Annotated in this window: 12 protein-coding genes and 1 pseudogene; 3 read left to right on the top strand and 10 right to left on the bottom strand. The window is 71.2% G+C overall.

The features are described from left to right. Nucleotides 1–11 precede the first annotated feature (11 nt). From P3G67_RS00465 to P3G67_RS00435, 7 genes and pseudogenes are all read right to left on the bottom strand, one after another. Nucleotides 12–260, bottom strand: a pseudogene (locus tag P3G67_RS00465) (vitamin K epoxide reductase family protein); the annotation flags it as partial. A 74-nt stretch (nucleotides 261–334) separates the two neighbouring features. Then, nucleotides 335–829 carry a DUF488 family protein, N3 subclade gene (locus tag P3G67_RS00460; protein WP_276091627.1) on the bottom strand — a complete coding sequence of 165 codons (495 nt, stop codon included), beginning with the start codon at nucleotides 827–829 and terminating at the stop codon, nucleotides 335–337. 234 nt (nucleotides 830–1,063) lie between these two features. Next, nucleotides 1,064–2,422, bottom strand: a complete 1,359-nt coding sequence (locus P3G67_RS00455; RefSeq protein ID WP_276091626.1) for an MFS transporter — start codon at nucleotides 2,420–2,422, stop codon at nucleotides 1,064–1,066. Beyond that, nucleotides 2,419–2,793 carry a nitrite reductase small subunit NirD gene (gene nirD / locus P3G67_RS00450; RefSeq protein ID WP_276091625.1) on the bottom strand — a complete coding sequence of 125 codons (375 nt, stop codon included), beginning with the start codon at nucleotides 2,791–2,793 and terminating at the stop codon, nucleotides 2,419–2,421. Before nirD ends, P3G67_RS00455 begins: the two co-directional genes overlap by 4 nt. Next, the gene (gene nirB / locus P3G67_RS00445; RefSeq protein ID WP_276091624.1) at nucleotides 2,790–5,366 is read right to left on the bottom strand and encodes a nitrite reductase large subunit NirB; all 2,577 of its coding nucleotides are present in this window, start codon (nucleotides 5,364–5,366) and stop codon (nucleotides 2,790–2,792) included. Before nirB ends, nirD begins: the two co-directional genes overlap by 4 nt. Continuing rightward, the gene (locus P3G67_RS00440) at nucleotides 5,360–6,583 is read right to left on the bottom strand and encodes an NAD(P)/FAD-dependent oxidoreductase (protein ID WP_276091623.1); all 1,224 of its coding nucleotides are present in this window, start codon (nucleotides 6,581–6,583) and stop codon (nucleotides 5,360–5,362) included. Before P3G67_RS00440 ends, nirB begins: the two co-directional genes overlap by 7 nt. After that, a complete protein-coding gene (locus P3G67_RS00435; RefSeq protein ID WP_276091622.1) occupies nucleotides 6,580–8,661 on the bottom strand; it encodes a molybdopterin oxidoreductase family protein in 2,082 nt (693 codons plus the stop codon). Before P3G67_RS00435 ends, P3G67_RS00440 begins: the two co-directional genes overlap by 4 nt. 191 nt (nucleotides 8,662–8,852) lie before the next feature. On the opposite strand from P3G67_RS00435, the gene P3G67_RS00430 reads away from it, so the two are divergent. Then, nucleotides 8,853–9,992 carry a uroporphyrinogen-III synthase gene (locus tag P3G67_RS00430; RefSeq protein WP_276091621.1) on the top strand — a complete coding sequence of 380 codons (1,140 nt, stop codon included), beginning with the start codon at nucleotides 8,853–8,855 and terminating at the stop codon, nucleotides 9,990–9,992. A 687-nt stretch (nucleotides 9,993–10,679) separates the two neighbouring features. Here P3G67_RS00430 and P3G67_RS00425 read toward each other — a convergent pair. After that, nucleotides 10,680–12,092, bottom strand: a complete 1,413-nt coding sequence (locus P3G67_RS00425; RefSeq protein WP_276091620.1) for a GntT/GntP/DsdX family permease — start codon at nucleotides 12,090–12,092, stop codon at nucleotides 10,680–10,682. A 204-nt stretch (nucleotides 12,093–12,296) separates the two neighbouring features. Between P3G67_RS00425 and P3G67_RS00420 the strand changes: the two genes are divergently transcribed. Continuing rightward, the gene (locus P3G67_RS00420; RefSeq protein ID WP_276091619.1) at nucleotides 12,297–13,946 is read left to right on the top strand and encodes an ATP-binding protein; all 1,650 of its coding nucleotides are present in this window, start codon (nucleotides 12,297–12,299) and stop codon (nucleotides 13,944–13,946) included. Further along, the gene (locus P3G67_RS00415; protein WP_276091618.1) at nucleotides 13,943–14,611 is read left to right on the top strand and encodes a response regulator; all 669 of its coding nucleotides are present in this window, start codon (nucleotides 13,943–13,945) and stop codon (nucleotides 14,609–14,611) included. The genes P3G67_RS00420 and P3G67_RS00415 overlap by 4 nt, the downstream gene beginning before the upstream one ends. Before the next feature lie 11 nt (nucleotides 14,612–14,622). Here the strand turns inward: P3G67_RS00415 and P3G67_RS00410 are convergent, their stop codons facing one another. After that, the gene (locus P3G67_RS00410) at nucleotides 14,623–14,910 is read right to left on the bottom strand and encodes a hypothetical protein (protein WP_269859209.1); all 288 of its coding nucleotides are present in this window, start codon (nucleotides 14,908–14,910) and stop codon (nucleotides 14,623–14,625) included. 133 nt (nucleotides 14,911–15,043) lie between these two features. Continuing rightward, nucleotides 15,044–16,207, bottom strand: coding sequence for a xylose isomerase (xylA, locus tag P3G67_RS00405; protein WP_276092039.1), 1,164 nt, complete (start codon nucleotides 16,205–16,207; stop codon nucleotides 15,044–15,046). Nucleotides 16,208–16,230: the final 23 nt, after the last annotated feature.

Here is a 16,230-nt window from a genome sequence, read left to right as displayed (position 1 = left end):
AGAGCCCGCCCCACCAGCCCCAGCAGCGGATTGGGAAAGCCGAACACGGACGCCTGGTGACTCTCCATCACGTTCCCGCACGAGACCACCGGGTTCAGGCTGCACACGGGCGTGAACGACCTGCCCGCGGCCCTGGCCTCATAGATCCTGAACTCGTCCGCGGTGATCACCCAGGAGGCCAGCAGCCCCATCGCCCCCGTGATGACCAGCAGCAACGCCAGCGGACGACCGCCAAGGACCAACCCCGCACGCGGGGGCATCGATGTCGTAATGTCTCGTACGTTCTCCAGCGGTAGTCGGCGTCCGGCGCCTCGGACGCGAGCGGGACGTCGCGTCACCCGGCCGTCGCCGCACGACAGGACCGACAGGTCGCACCCGTCGAGGCGTCGGGGATCCGGCCGCACTCGGGGCAGATCCGGTCCGCCCAGCAGGCCGGGTCCCCACCTTCCGGCTCGGGCGCCAGGGCCGTACGAGCCGGAAGGCGCAGGCGGCGCGCCAGTACCGACGCGTGACTGAGGCTCACCGGGGACGTACTGGCCAGCAGGACGACCGGCCCTTCGGCCGCCAGGCTCTGGAGGAGCAGGAACTGCGCCCGGCGTTCCGGCTCCTCGAGTTCCCGTGCATAGCGAACGGCGAACTCCTCGAACGCGACCTCGGCGGCTGGACACAGCCGGCGCAGCGACGCCGACGGCGCCAGCGCCGGGAGCCACACGTCGGGGCGTACGGGTCCCGTTGCCCACGCGAGCGGCAGCCTGCGCTCCACCAGCACGCGCACCCCCCGCGACGGACCCGGGCGCCCGTTCATGCAGCGCACGCCAACGTCCGGCATCGCGACTCCAACCCTTGGCGAATCCACGACCGTAACGAAGTATTGCACAGCGCAATAGTTAATCTTCCTGCTCGTGTTGGATGCTGAGGGGGCGGCGACGAGTGGTGTCGTCTCGGGTTCGATCCCCGTCCACCGCCGCGAGCCGCAGGTCACGCCTGAACGCACCCGGCGACACGATCCACCAGATCCGGCGGATAGACCGAGGTCCGAAGCCTGACGTCAACGGCATTGGGCTCAGCCCGGGTTCGCCATCCCGTCGGCCGAGGGCTGGACGGACTGGGGGCGGCAGTAGACGGCCCAGGTGACGGCCAGGCACACCGCGTAGCACACGACGAACGCCAGGTACGCGGCGTCGCCGTTGTGTGAGGTCTGGAAGGAGCGCCGGAAGGCGATGTTGACCAGCACGCCGCCGAGCGCTCCCACCGCCCCGGCCAGGCCGATCACCGCGGTGGCGTGGCGCCGCGCGACGCGCTCGGCACGTTCGGGGTCCGCGTCGGAGTGGACCGCCCGAAGGTGGAAGATCACCGGAATCATCTTGTAGGTCGAGCCGTTGCCGATGCCGCTCAGCACGAACAGGGCGATGAAGCCGGTGAGGAACAGCCCCAACGAGCCGTGCCGCGAGGCGATCAGCACGGTCAGCGCCCCGAGCGCCATGGCGGCGAAGTTCCACAGGGTGACCCGCGCACCGCCCCAGCGGTCCGCCATCGCGCCGCCGAGCGGTCGGGCCAGCGAGCCGAGCAGTGGGCCGAGGAAGGTCAAGTAGGCGACCTTCACTGGTGTGTTGAAGTCGTGGTGGAACTGCACCTGGAGCACCTGGCCGAAGGCGAACCCGAAGCCGATGAACGAGCCGAAGGTGCCGACGTAGAGCAGTGAGATCACCCAGGTGTGAGCGTCCCCGGCCACCTCGCGCAGGGCGCCCCGGTCGTCGCGCCGCACGTTGAGGTTGTCCATGCGCAGCGCCGCGCCGAGCGCCGCCAGGACGATCAGTGGGATGTAGACCAATGGCAGCAGCCGGGGGTGTGTGGCGCCCGCGGTGGCCAGGATCAGCAGGCCCACCAGTTGGACAGCGGCGACTCCGAGGTTGCCGCCGCCCGCGTTGATGCCCAGCGCCCGGCCCTTGAGCCGCTGCGGGTAGAAGGTGTTGATGTTCGCCATCGAGGAGGCGAAGTTGCCGCCGCCGAGTCCGGCCACCGCCGCCGCCGCCAGCAGCGTGCCGTAGCTGACGCCGGGCCGCAGTGCGAGACCGGCCAGCACGGTCGGTACCAGCAGCAACAGGGCGCTGATCACCGTCCAGTTGCGACCGCCGAAGACCGACACCGCGACGGTGTAGGGCAGCCGCAGCACCGCACCGACCGCGGTGGGCAGCGCGGTGAGCGTGAACTTGCCCGCGGCGTCGATCCCGTACTTCGGTCCGAGGAACAGCACCAACACCGACCACAGGCTCCATACAGAGAAACCGATGTGCTCGGACAGTACGGAGAAGACCAGATTACGGCGCGCCACCCGGGCACCGGTGCGCTCCCAGAAGACGGGATCCTCGGGGCGCCAGTCATCGGGTGTGGCTCCTTGTGTGGTGGAGGTGAGCGCGGTCATGCCGTCACCCGCACCGGCCACACGGACAGCCGCGCGGCGCTGCCGTCGGGTGCCGTGGGCTCGTCCAGGCACTTCCCGGTGCGCAGGTCGAAGGCCTGTTTGTACATCGGCGAGACGACGACGGGTGTGTCGCCCCGGCTGCCCACGATGCCGCGGGAGATCACCGAGGCGCGGCTGAAGGGGTCGGTGTTGGCGACCGCGTAGAGCGCACCGGCGCGGTCCCGGAAGACCGCCACCTGTTCGCCGCCCACCAGCGCGGTAACCCCACGGCCCGGGACGAGTTCCCCGTACCGGCAGACCGCTGTCCACCGCTCGTCGTGTGCGATCTCGACCACCGCCGTGGCGGCGGGGACCTGGGTGTCCACAGTCATCGGGTGTGTACCTCCAGTTCGGGACCGGCGATCAGGGCCGGTACGCGGTGTTCCGCGTCTTCCTCGGGGCGTGCGGGGCGCATCTGGTCCCGCTCGGGAACGAAGCGCACGGTCGGGTCGGGTGTGCCGGGCGCGTTGACGAAGGAGACGAAGCGCCGCAGGCGCTCGGGGTTGGCGAGGGTGGCGGCCCACTCGTCCTGGTACGTCTCGATATGACGGGCCATCAGTTCTTCGAGGTCGGCGCAGATGCCGAGCGAGTCGTCCAGGACCACCTCGCGCAGATGGTCCAGGCCGCCTTCCAGTCGCTCTATCCACGGCGCGGTGCGTTCCAGCCGGTCCGCGGTGCGGATGTAGAACATCAGGAAGCGGTCGATGGTGCGGATCAGCGCCTCGCGGTCGAGGTCGGTGGCGAGCAGATCGGCGTGCCGCGGAGTCATGCCGCCGTTGCCGCCCACGTACAGGTTCCATCCCTCGGCGGTGGCGATGACGCCGAAATCCTTGCTCTGCGCCTCCGCGCACTCGCGGGCGCAGCCGGAGACGGCCGCCTTGAGCTTGTGCGGGGAGCGCAGACCCCGGTAGCGCAGCTCCAGTTCGATGGCGAGGGCGACCGAGTCCTGTACGCCGTAGCGGCACCAGGCCTGCCCGACGCAGGACTTCACGGTGCGCAGCGCCTTGCCGTAGGCGTGTCCGGACTCGAATCCGGCGTCGACCAACCGCTGCCAGATCCGCGGGAGCTGGTCGACCCGGGCGCCGAACATGTCGATCCGCTGACCGCCAGTGATCTTGGTGTAGAGGCCGAAGTCACGGGCGATCTCGCCGATGGTGATCAGACCGTCGGGGGTGATCTCGCCCCCGGGGATGCGGGGGACCACCGAATAGGAGCCGTTACGTTGCAGGTTGGCGAGGTGGTGGTCGTTGGTGTCCTGAAGTGCCGCCTGTTCGCCGTCGAGCACGTAGCCGTTGCCGAGGGAGGCGAGGATCGAGGCGACGACCGGTTTGCAGATGTCACAGCCCTCGCCGGCTCCGTGCTCGTCGACCAGGCGGGAGAAGCTGGTGATGCCCTTGACCCGGACGATCTCGTAGAGCTCGGCGCGGGTGTGGGTGAAGTGCTCGCACAGTCCGCGGGCCGATTCGACACCCATGGCGGCCAGTTCCTCCTCCACGATCCCGCCGAGGAGCTTGACGCAGCTTCCGCAACCGGTACCGGCCTTCGTGCATGCCTTCACCTCGCGCACGCTGGTGCAGCCCCGCTCACTGACCGCGGCACGGAGAGCGGCCTTGCTGACGTTGTGACACGAGCAGACCAGTGCCTCGTCGGGAAGGGCGGCTCCGCCCACGGCCCCGGAACCAGCGGCGGAGGCGGGTAGCAGCAGTTGTTCGGGCGGCGCGGGCAGCGGCCGACGGCTTACGGCGAGCGGCCGCAGCACGCTGTAGGCCTCGGCATCGCCGACCAGGACACCGCCGAGCAGGGCGCCGTCCTCGCCGATGACGAGCTTCTTGTAGACCCCCGCCCTGGTGTCCGTGTACACCACGTCCAGTGCTCCGGGTGTGGTGCTGTGCGCGTCGCCGAAACTGGCCACGTCCACACCCAGCAGCTTGAGCTTGGTGGAGGTGTCCCCGCCGGTGAACGCGCCGGAACCGCCGGTCAGTTCGAGCGCCGCCGCCTCCGCCATGGCGTATCCGGGGCCGACCAGTCCGTAGACCCGGCCGTCGGCGGCCTGGGCGCACTCGCCGATGGCCAGGATGTGCGGGTCGCTGGTGCGGCACCGCTCGTCAACGGTGATGCCGCCGCGTTCCCCCACCACCAGGCCGCATTCCCGGGCGAGTTGGTCCCGGGGCCGGACTCCCGCGGAGAACACCACCAGATCCACGGCGAGTTCGGTGCCGTCGGACAGGCTCATGGTGCGCACCCGGCCGTCCCACCCCGTGCCGATCGACTGGGTGCCCGCCCCGGTGTGCACGACGACGCCCAACTCCTCGATCCTGCGGCGCAGCGCCGTCCCGCCGCCGTCGTCCACCTGAAGCGCCATCAGCCGGGGCGCGAACTCGACCACATGGGTATCCAGGCCCATCGCGCGCAGCGCGCCCGCCGCCTCAAGGCCCAGCAGCCCGCCACCGACCACCGCGCCCACCCGCGCGGTGGCGGCGGCCTCCTTGATCGCGGCCAGGTCCTCAAGGGTGCGGTACACATGGCAGCCGTGCGCGTCGCGGCCGGGCACCGGTGGCACGAACGGGTACGAGCCGGTGGCGAGCACCAGCGCGTCGTACCCGACCACCCGCCCGGAACGAGTGGTGACGGTACGGCGTTCGCGGTCCACGGCGACCGCGGGATCGCCGAGCCTGAGGTCGATGCCGTGCTCGTCAACGAAGGAGTCGGCGCACAATGACAACTCCTGCGCCGACGTCCCGGAGAACCACGACGTCAGCCGCACCCGGTCGTAGGCGGGCCGCGGCTCCTCTGCGAGGACGGTCACCCGCCAGTCCCGCGACGCATCCCGCTGGGCGAGGAACTCTTCCAGAAACCGCTGTCCGACCATGCCGTGGCCGACGAGCACCAGGTCCTTCTTCACCATTGCGCGGCTCCTTGCGTGACGATCAGTTGGAGGGGGTCGGCGGGCAGCGGCTCGTCCCGCTCGTAGGCCCGGGTCAGGTCGCCGACGGTGGCCAGGTCGCCCAGGAGGATGCCGCCGACCAGCCGGTCCCCGCGCAGCACGAGCTTCTTGTACGAGCCACGGGTCGCGTCGGCGAGCCGGAGCACGTCGGTGCCGGGCAGGTCGTCGCCGACTTCACCGAAAGCGGCGTACTCCAGCGGCCCGGCGTTGAGCCGGGACAGCGGTCGCGAACCGGTGTAGGTGGCGCCCGGATCCGCCCCCGACAGTCGGGCGGCCAGCACGTCGGCCTGGTCCCAGGCGGGTCCGGCCAGGCCGTGGACGGTGCCGCGGTGTTCCGCGCAGTCGCCGATCGCGTACACCCCGGGTGCGGAGGCGGCGAGACGGTCATCCACGATCACCCCACGGCGTACCGTGAGACCGGCCGTGTGAGCCAGGCCGGTGCGTGGTCGCACCCCGCACGCGATCACCACCAGATCGGTGTCCAGGACATAACCGCTGGCCAACTCCACGGCGGTGACACGGGGGCCGCCGTGCAGCGCCCGGGCGCGGTTGTCGGGGTAGACCGTCACGCCCAGTGCGAACACCGCGGTTCGCAGCGCCTGTCCGGCCTGCTCATCCAAGTGGCGCTCCACCAAGTGCGGTGCCTGGTGGACGACTTCGACGGCCAGCCCCAACGCGGCCAGCGCCCGGGCGGCGCTCACACCAAGCACTCCACCGCCGATGACCACGGCCCGCTCCGACCGCACCACGTCCTCGGCCAGCCGGGCGCAGTCGGCCAGCGTACGGAGGGAGTGCACACCGGCCAGTGGCGTGCCGTCCGCGTACAGCCCGCGCAGCGGTGGCAGCACCGGGTTGGCACCGGTGGCCAGCACCACCTCGTCGTATTCCGCGCGCTCCCCGGTGGCGAGCAGCAGGGTGCGGGCGGCGGGTTCGAGGCCCACCACCTCGTTGCCGGTGCGCAGTTCGGGGCCGGGTTCGCCGCACGGCAGGGTGATCGACTCCGGGGTGTACCGCCCGGTGAGCACGTCGGCCAGCAGCACCCTGTTGTAGGCGGGGCGCGGTTCTGCGCCGTACAGCGTCAACTCGGCGTCGCCGCCGAGCTCTTGGAACCGCTGGCAGAAGCGGGCGCCAGCGAGCCCGGCGCCAACCACCGCGATCCGCCGGGGCGTGCCGATCATGACGCGGCCGCCCGCTCCACGCGTACCGCGCACACCTTGAACTCCGGCATCCGGGACGTCGGGTCGAGCGCCGGATTGGTCAACGTGTTGGCGCGGCCCGGGCCGTCCCAGTGGAACGGCATGAACACGGTGTCGGGGCGGATGGTGTCGGTCACCCGGGCCGGGGCGACCGCACGACCACGGCGGCTGCTGACGGCCAGTAGCTCGCCCTCGGTGACCCCGAGCCGCCGCGCGAGGTGCGGATGGACCTCCACGAACGAGCCGGGCGCCGCCTCGTTGAGCTCGGGGACCCTGCGGGTCTGGGCGCCGCTCTGGTACTGGGCGACCACCCGGCCGGTGGTGAGGTAGAGCGGGTAGTCACCGTCCGGCTGCTCCGCCGACGGACGGTGGGAGACCGCCGCGAAGCGGGCCCGGCCGTCCGGGGTGGCGAAGCGGTCGAGGAACAGCCGGGGTGTGCCGGGATGCTGCTCGTCGGGGCAGGGCCAGAACACGCCGTCTTCATCGCGTATTCGCCGGTAGCTGATGCCCGCGTAGTCCGCGGCGCCGCCCGCCGAGGCACGCCGCAGTTCCTCGAAGACCTCCATCGGATCGTCCGGGAACCCCTTGTCCACACCGAGCCGTGCCGCCAGCTCCCGCAGTACGTACAGGTCGGTGCGCACCCCGGGCGGTGGTGTGATGGCCGCCTGGCGCAGGATCACCCTGCCCTCCAGGTTGGTCGTGGTGCCGGTCTCCTCGGCCCACTGCGCGGACGGCAGCACCACGTCGGCGAGGCGTGCCGTCTCCGACAGCACCACATCACTGACGGCGAGGAAGTCCAACCCCCTCAGCCGCTCGGTGACGTGGCCTGCCCGGGGTGCGGAGACCACGGGGTTGGATCCCATCAGCAGCAGTGCGCGCAGGCCGCCGTCCCGGCCCGCGGTGTCAAGGAGTTCATAGGCGGAACGGCCGGGCCCGGGCAGCTGGTTGGGGTCGATGCCCCACACCCCGGCGATGTGCGCGCGGGCCGCCGGGTCCTCGATCGAGCGGTAGCCGGGCAGTTGGTCGGCCTTCTGGCCGTGCTCCCGTCCGCCCTGCCCGTTGCCCTGCCCGGTCAGGCAGCCGTAGCCGGAGCCCGGACGTCCCGCCTTCCCCACCGCGAGGCACAGGTTGATCCAGGCCCGGACCGTGTCCGTGCCCTTGCTGTGCTGCTCGGCGCCGCGCGCGGTCAGCACCATGCCGCTGTGCGCCCCGGCGAAGACACGTACCACCTGCCGCATCAGCGGCACCGGGACGCCCGTCAACCGCTCCACGTGTTCCGGCCAGTGCGCCATGGCGGAAGCCATGGCCCGCTCGAAGCCGGAGGTGCGGTTCCGGACGAACTCCTCGTCCACCAGCCCCTCGGCGAACACCAGGTGCAACAACCCCAGCGCCAGCGCCAGATCGGTGCCCGGCACCGGCCGCAGGTGCAGGTCGGCCAGCTCCGCGGTACGGGTGCGGCGCGGATCGACCACGACCAGGCGACCGCCGTTCTCCCGCAACTCCCGGAAGTAGCGCAGCGCGGGCGGCATGGTCTCGGCCGGGTTGCCGCCGACCAGGATCACACACCCGGTGGTCGCGAGGTCCGAGAGCGGGAACGGCAGTCCACGGTCGATCCCGAAGGCGGCCCGGTGCGCCGCGGCGGCGGAGGACATGCAGAACCGGCCGTTGTAGTCGATGTTGGCGGTGCGCAGCACCACCCGGGCGAACTTGCCCAGCAGATAGGCCTTTTCGTTGGTCAGGCCGCCACCGCCGAAGACCCCGACGGCGTCCGCGCCGTACCGCCGGGCGGCCCGCTCCAAGCCTTCCGCCACCCGGTCCAGCGCCCGCGGCCAGGACGCCTCGCGTAGCTCGCCGACCCGCCCGGCACGCACCAGCGGCGCCGTCAGCCGCGCCGCGGGCGAGAGCACCGCCCCCGCGGTACGGCCCTTACCACACAGCGCGCCGAGGTTCACCGGGAACTCCGGCCGCTCCAGGACCTCCACCGTCGCGCCACTGCCGGCGGCCAGCCGCATGCCGCACTGGAGCGAGCAGTACGGGCAGTGCGTGTCGGTCGTCGTCATGGCAAGAGCGTCACGCCCGGCCGTTACGGGCCCGGTTCACCCGTGTTGCGGGGGCGGTACGTCTCCCTCACACCGCTTAGGGGACGGGGTGACGTTCAGGACATCTTCCGTAACCTCCGGGGCACCTGCGCTAACTCCCGTGTGACCCCGGGGCAATCGGTCCGTAACGCCGCTGGCTGACCCTGCACTTCATGGGCACTGGCACAACGGCACCCCCGCCGACAGGACCGTTGACCGGATTCACCGTCGGTGTGACCGCGACGCGCCGCCGCGAGGAACTGGTGGCACTCCTGCGGCGCAGAGGCGCCCGTGTGGTCGAGGCGCCCACCATGCGCATCGTCCCGCTGGGCGACGACACGGCGCTGCGCCGGGCCACCGAGCGGTGTCTGAGCGCACCCCTGGACTATGTGATCGCCACGACCGGCGTCGGTTGGCGGGGCTGGATGAGCGCGGCGGACGGCTGGGGGCTCGGTGGCGGTCTCGCCGACGTGTGCCGCGGTGCCGTCGTCCTCACCCGTGGCCCGAAGGCCACCGGCGCGGTGCGGGCCAGCGGGCTGAACGAGTCGTACTCGCCGGGGTCCGAGGCCAACGATGAGCTGCTCACCTGGTTGCTCGCCAGGGAGCTGCGCGGACGCCGGGTCGCCGTGCAGGAGCACGGCGTGCCGCTGGACGGCTTCGCCGCCGCGCTGCACGAGCGTGGCGCCGAGGTCATCTCGGTCCCGGTCTACCGCTGGGGGCCGCCCGAGGACCCGGAGGCGGTACGGCGGCTGGTGGAGCTGACGGTACGGCGCGAGTTGCACTGCCTCACGTTCACCAGCGCTCCCGCGATCGACGCGCTGCTGTCCGCCGCGGAGTCCGTGGGCTGCGGTGTGGAGGTGCTGGACGCGTTGCGCGGTGACGTACTGCCGGTCTGTGTCGGCCCCCTGTGCGCACGTCCGTTGCGGGATGCGGGCGTCGAGGCGGTGTGGCCGGAGCGCGGCCGACTCGGCGCACTGGTGCGCACGCTCGCCGAGGAGCTGCCCGCGCGGAGCCGCCGCGAACTGGTCAGCGGCTCGCGGCGGGTGGTGCTGCAGGGCGGGGCGGTCTTCATCGATGACGACGAGGCCGTGTGGCTGCCGCCGGTCCTCGCGGCCCTGTTGCGCGCGCTGTCCGACCATCCCGGTCGGGTGATCAACCGAGCGGAGCTGCTCCGCAGGGTGTGGACGGGCGGCACCACCGACGAGCACGCGGTGGACGCGGCCGTGGCCCGGCTGCGGGCGGCGCTCGGACCGCACGCGGCCCTGGTCCGTACCGTGCCCAAGCGCGGCTACCGGCTGGCGGTCACCCCGTGAGCCGCACCGCCGAGCCACCCGCCCTGGTAGCCGTGGCGCACCCGCGATGCGGTCAGTGCGGCGGCGGTCCGCCAACTCCTGGAAGTTAAACGGTAGTTGCGGCACGCGCTGCGGGTCGAGGTCGGCCATCTCGACCTGATGCGACCGTTGTTGCACGACGTCCTGGCACGGCGGCGGGACGAAGTGGTGCTGGTGCCGCCGGCGACGCTCCGGTGACGTTGGTGACGTTCGGACACGGCACCGCAGCGCATGAAGTCCCCAGCTGCGACCGAGCACCGGTCTCGTGGCAACGCCGCCGAAGCTCCTTGCGGACCCCCGACAGTGGAAGGCGGAAGACCGGCAGCCAAGTGCCGCAACTGTTCCAACGGGTCCCGCATTCGTGCATCGATGTGTGCAGTTTTGCATTGCCCTAGACCAACGCCGCGTTCCCGCCGAGCTGTTGATGAGCAGCGTCTGGGAGATGAGCGAAGCCCTCCTCGCGAAAGCCCTTCTTCTCTTTGCTGCGGCCGTAATAAGCCCCCTACAACACCTACCTGAATCACAGGTGCGCCGAAGGCTGCGCTGTCGCCCGGCGGAACCAACGATTCACAGGTCTCATCAGGAAAGTCCGCAAAGGGCCACCAAGAGCCCCCCGCCAACAGTCCACCGAAGCCCCCAGAAGCCCTCAACACGCCAAACCTCACCGCGTCATGTCATAACCCAGCTGACCAGCAGGATCGCCCCCAGCGATGTCACCGACAGGAGCGTGTGCGCCGCCGTCCACGTCTTCAGCGTGCCGCCGATGGACAGGCCGAAGTACTCCTTGAACATCCAGAACGCGGCGTCGTTCACATGGCCGAGGAAGGCCGCGCCGGAGCCGAGGGCCAGGGCCAGTAGGGCCGCCTGGGTGGGGGTGAGTCCGTGGGCCAGGGGGCCGACGATGCCGGCCGCGGCGACGGTGGCGACCGTGCCGGAGCCCGCGGCGGTACGCATCAGGGCCGCGACCAGCCAGGCGAGCAGCAGCAGCGGGATGTGGAAGTGTCGTGCGGCCATGCCTATGGCGCCGTCCACCCCGCTGTCCTGCAGTGCCTGCGAATAGCCGCCGCCCGCGCCGACTATGGCCAGCACACCGGCGATCGGCGGAAAGCTCCTGCCCAACGACTCCTGTACGTTCCGCCTGCTGGAGCCGACCGAGTACCCGAAGGTGAACAGCGCGAGCAGTACCGCCAGCAGCAGCGCGATCACCGGTGTGCCGAGGAACTCCAGTCCCGAGTACAGCGTGCCGTGGGCCAGTTGCACGGTGTCGCAGATCGCCTTGAGGATCATCAGGGCGATGGGCAGCAGAATCGTGCCGAGCGTGACCGAGAAGCGCGGCGTGGTGCGGGCGGACGCGGATTCCGGCTCGTCGCTCGCGGTGGTGGTGAACGCCGCCAGCGCGGACTGGGGTATCTCGGCCTTCACCCTGGGCCAGATGTAGGCGGTGAACAGCGGGCCGACGACGATCGCGCAGGGCACCGCCACAAGCAGTCCGGAGACCAGGGTCAGGCCGATCGTGGCGTGTACCGCCTGGATGGCGATCAGCGGTCCGGGGTGCGGCGGAACGAGAGCGTGCACGGTGGCCAGTCCGGCCATCGCCGGGATGCCCACCCGGAGCACCGGGTACCTGGCGCGGTGGGCCAGTTGCAGCACCAGCGGCACCAGCATCACGAAGCCCACCTCGAAGAACATCGGCAGTCCGACGATGGCCGCGACCAGGGTGATGGCCCACGGCAGGCGTTCGGGTCCGACCAGCCGGGTCAACGTGCGGACAATCTGGTCAATACCCCCCGAATCCGCCAGCAGGCGGCCCAGGATCGCACCAAGGATGATCAGCACGCCGATCTTGCCCGTGGTGCCGCCCAGTCCGTTGGTGAAGGAGTCCACCGCCTTGGCCACGGGATGCCCCGACAGCAGTGAGACCACGAAGGCTCCGACCATCAGGGCCAGGAACGCGTGCACCTTCAGCCAGCTGATGAGCAGGATGACGACGACTATGGAAATCCCCACCAGCGTCAACAGCCAGGTGTCATGACCGGTCCAGGACAGCGCCGCGGTCGCCGCCGATGTTGCCAATACCGTCATCCAGGGATCTCCTTTTCGCCGTTCTCCCCCGTTGCGGCTTGCACGGTATGGGCCGTGTCGAACGGTGACCAGATCCATGTCGGTTGTGCTGGTTAAGGATTTCGAATGCGTTTCGCGCTTTGTGTGCGTTGTGCTCACGGAGACCCGGATCCCATGCCCGCTACACCGACTGGCGCCGCCAGTGTCGTCTCGTACCCTGTCGGCATGTTCCGCCGTAAACCCCGCCTCGTGACCCAGGCGCTGCTCGCGCAGATCACGGTGCTGCTGCTGGTGCTCGGCGGCGGATTCACGCTCACGGCGATGCTCGTGCGGCACCAGTCGGAGCAGCAGTACGCACAGCGGGCGCTGGCCGTGGCCCGTACCACCGCCGACAATCCGGTGATCGTGCAGCGGATCGCTTCCGGCCATGATCCGGACGGCGACGTCCAACGGGAGGCCGAGCGGATCAGGCAGCGCACCGGCATGCTGTTCGTGGTGGTCACCGACGCGCACGGCATCCGGCGCTCGCACCCGGATCCGGCCGAGCTGGGCAAGCCGGTGAGCACCCAACCGACCGCGCTGCACGGCCGGGAGTCGGTCTCCGTGCAGCGCGGTACGCTCGGCGACTCCGCCCGGGCCAAGGTGCCGCTGCGGGACCCGCGGGGCCGGATCATCGGCGAGGTGAGCACGGGCGTACGGACCCGTACCGCGCAGCAGGCAGCCGTACCGCTGATCCGGCAGGCCGCCGGGTTCGCCGGGGTGGCGCTGCTGGTCGGCACGGCGGGGGCGGTGCTGCTTTCACGTCGGCTGAAGCGCCAGACCCTCGGTCTGGAGCCGGTGGAACTGGCGGAACTGCTGCGGGAGCAGCGGGCCGTGCTGGGCGGGGTCGGTGACGGCGTACTGGCGGTGGACACCGCGGACCGCATCACGGTGTGCAACGACGAGGCGGCACGGCTGCTCGGCGGACCGCGACCGCCGGGCACCCCGGTGGCCGACGCCCAACTGCCGTCCGCGCTGCGCGAGTTGCTGCTGTCCCGCCGGGAGCTGCGGCAGAGCCACCTGGTGGTGGGCGACCGGTTGCTGGTGGTCACCGCGCAGCCGGTGCGCCGCGGCGACCAGGACCTCGGCCATGTACTGACTCTGCGCGACCGCACCGAACTGGACGAGCTGGAGCGGGAACTGTCGGCGCTGCGGTCGCTGTCGGACGCGCTGCGCGCCCAGGCGCACGAGTACACCAACCGGTTGCACACCCTCTCCGGCCTGCTGGCCACCGGCAGCCGTGAGGAGGCGCAGTCGTATCTGCGGGAGCTGGCCGCGGCGCCGCTGGCCACCGAGGGGCGGGACGGCGCCCGGATCGCCGACCCGTATCTGCGCGGGCTGCTGGCCGCGAAGACGGCGACCGCGTCGGAACTGGGCATCGCGCTGCGCCTGGTGGCCGACTCGAATCTGCCCCGGCGGCTGGCCGAGCCGCTCGACGTGGTCAGCGTCGTCGGCAACCTGCTGGACAACGCGTTGCGGGCCGCCGCCGACGGTGAGCGCGCGCCCGCCTGGGTGGAGCTGAGCGTGCTGGCGGAGGGCGACACCGTGCACCTGGCGGTCGTGGACAGCGGCGACGGCGTGCTGGAGGCCGACGCGGAACGGCTGTTCCGCAGCGGCTTCACCACCCGGCCCGACCGGGGCCGGGGCGGGCACGGCATCGGCCTGCCCCTCGCCCGCCAACTGGTGGCGAAGTACGGCGGTGAACTGCGCCTGGAGTGCGGGAGCGGTGCGGACCACGGCGCGGTCTTCATCGCCCGGATCCCGGCAGTGGTGGAGCCGCCGGGCGGCACCGGGGCGCCGAACCTGTTCGTTGACGCTGTGGAGGTCGAACGATGATCGGCGTACTGGTGGTGGACGACGACTACCGCGTGGCGCGGTTGCACGCCCGCTACGCCGGCGGGGTGGACGGCTTCGAGGTGGTGGGCACCGCGCACACCGCGCGGGAGGCGGTCGAGCTGGACCAGCGGCTCTGCCCCGACCTGGTGCTGCTGGACCAGTACCTGCCGGACCGGCTCGGCACCAGCGTGCTGCCCGAACTGCGGGCGGACGTGATCATGTTGACCGCCGCCGCGGACGCGGCGCAGATACGCCAGGCGTTGGGCGGTGGCGCGGTCGGCTATCTGATCAAGCCGTTCGACGCCCAGGAGTTGACCGGTCGGCTCAGGTCCTACGCCCGGTTCCGTGCCCAGCTCGGCGGTGACCGCACCCTGGACCAGGAGCAGGTGGATCGGGCGCTGCGGGCGCTGTACGGCACGGATCGCACCGCCCGGGCCCGTCGCGGACGCTCCTCCCCCACCGCCGGGTTGATCGCGGACGCGGTCCGCCACGCCGACCGGCCGGTGACCGCGAGCGAACTCGCGGCCCAGCTCGGCCTGTCCCGGCCGACCGCGCAACGCTACCTCGCCGACCTGTCCGGCGACGGGGCGGTGCGGGTGGAGCTGCGGTACGGCGCCGCCGGGCGCCCGGAGCACCTCTACCGGTGGAACGCCCAGGCGACATAGGGCGGTTGGAGCTAGCCGTACATGTAGATCGCCAGCCCTATGCCGCCGGCGGCACCTAGGACCACCAGCAGGATCACCGTCGTCACGCCCAACAGGGCGAGCAGTTCCCCGCACCGCACCACCGCGCCGGCGAAGCCGCCGCGCGGCTGGGCGACCGGTCTGTGCGGCGCGTTGGCGGCGCGCCGCGAGCGGGCGCGCCCGGCGGCACCGGCGGCCGCGCTGCTACGGCCGGCGGCGCGGCCGGGGCTCCGGTCGGTCCGGTGGTTCAGGTGCACGGCGGGGCCGTCCGGACTGGACATGAACGTCTCTCCTGGTTCTGTTCGTCGAGGACCGTCAAGGACCGCTCATCAGGGCTGATGCTGGGCGGGAGGTAGCGTACGTGCGCTTCCTAGCAGCGGTACACAGGGATGACGTTCCACGGCGGAACCGACGCTACCGAAGGCCGAGGAGGTGGTCCATGGCGAGTTGGTCGAGCCGTTCGAAGGCCATGCCGCGGCGGCCCGCCGCGTCCGGGTCGAAGTCCTCGAACGCCGAGCGGTCGGCGAGCAGTTCGCCGACTGTCTCACCAGGAGCGAGGGTCGGCCGGGCGAGTTGGTCCAACCGGGCGGCGCGCAACGCGTCCTGGACCACAGGGTCGGCGCGGAAGGCCGCGGCCTTGGCCTTGAGCGCGAGGTAGTTGCGCATGCATCCGGCGGCGGAGGCCCAGACGCCGTCGAGGTCCTCGGTGCGCGGCGGCTTGAAGTCGAAGTGCCGCGGCCCCGTGTAGCCCGCCGACTCCAGCAGGTCCACCAGCCAGAACGCCTGGCGCAGATCGCCCGCGCCGAATCGCAGGTCCTGGTCGTATTTGATGCCGGACTGTCCGTTGAGGTCGATGTGGAACAGTTTGCCCGCCCACAGCGCCTGCGCGATGCCGTGCGGGAAGTTGAGTCCGGCCATCTGCTCATGACCGGTCTCGGGATTCACGCCGAACAGTTCGGGGTGCTCCAGCCGTTCGATGAACGCCAGCGCGTGGCCGACGGTCGGCAGCAGGATGTCCCCGCGCGGCTCGTTGGGCTTGGGTTCGATGGCGAACCGCAGTTCCAGCCCCTGGGCCAGGACGTACTCGGCGAGCACGTCGAACGCTTCCTTCAGCCGGTCGAGGGCGGTGCGCACGTCCTTGGCGGCGCCCGACTCCGCGCCTTCGCGGCCGCCCCACGCGACGTAGACCGAGGCGCCGAGTTCGGCGGCGAGGTCGATGTTGCGCAGTGTCTTGCGCACCGCGTAGCGGCGGACGTCGCGGTCGTTGGCGGTGAAGGCGCCGTCCTTGAACACCGGGTGGGTGAACAGGTTGGTGGTGGCCATGGGGACCTTCATGCCGGTGGCGTCCAGCGCCTGCCGGAAGCGCTTGACGTGCGCCTCGCGTTCGGCCTCGCCACTGCCGAACGGGATCAGGTCGTCGTCGTGGAAGGTGACGCCGTACGCGCCCAGTTCGGCGAGTCGGCGCACCGTCTCGGCCGGGTCGAGCGCGGCCCGGGTGGCGTCGCCGAAGGGGTCACGGCCCTGCCAGCCCACGGTCCACAGACCGAAGGTGAACTTGTCCTCGGGGACGGGGGTCAGGTGGTCGGTCACGGGGGGCCTCC

This window comes from Streptomyces silvisoli (assembly GCF_029269905.1).
GTDB classification, from domain to species: Bacteria; Actinomycetota; Actinomycetes; order Streptomycetales; family Streptomycetaceae; genus Streptantibioticus_A; species Streptantibioticus_A silvisoli_A.
This window is presented reverse-complemented; position numbering and strand designations above follow the sequence as displayed.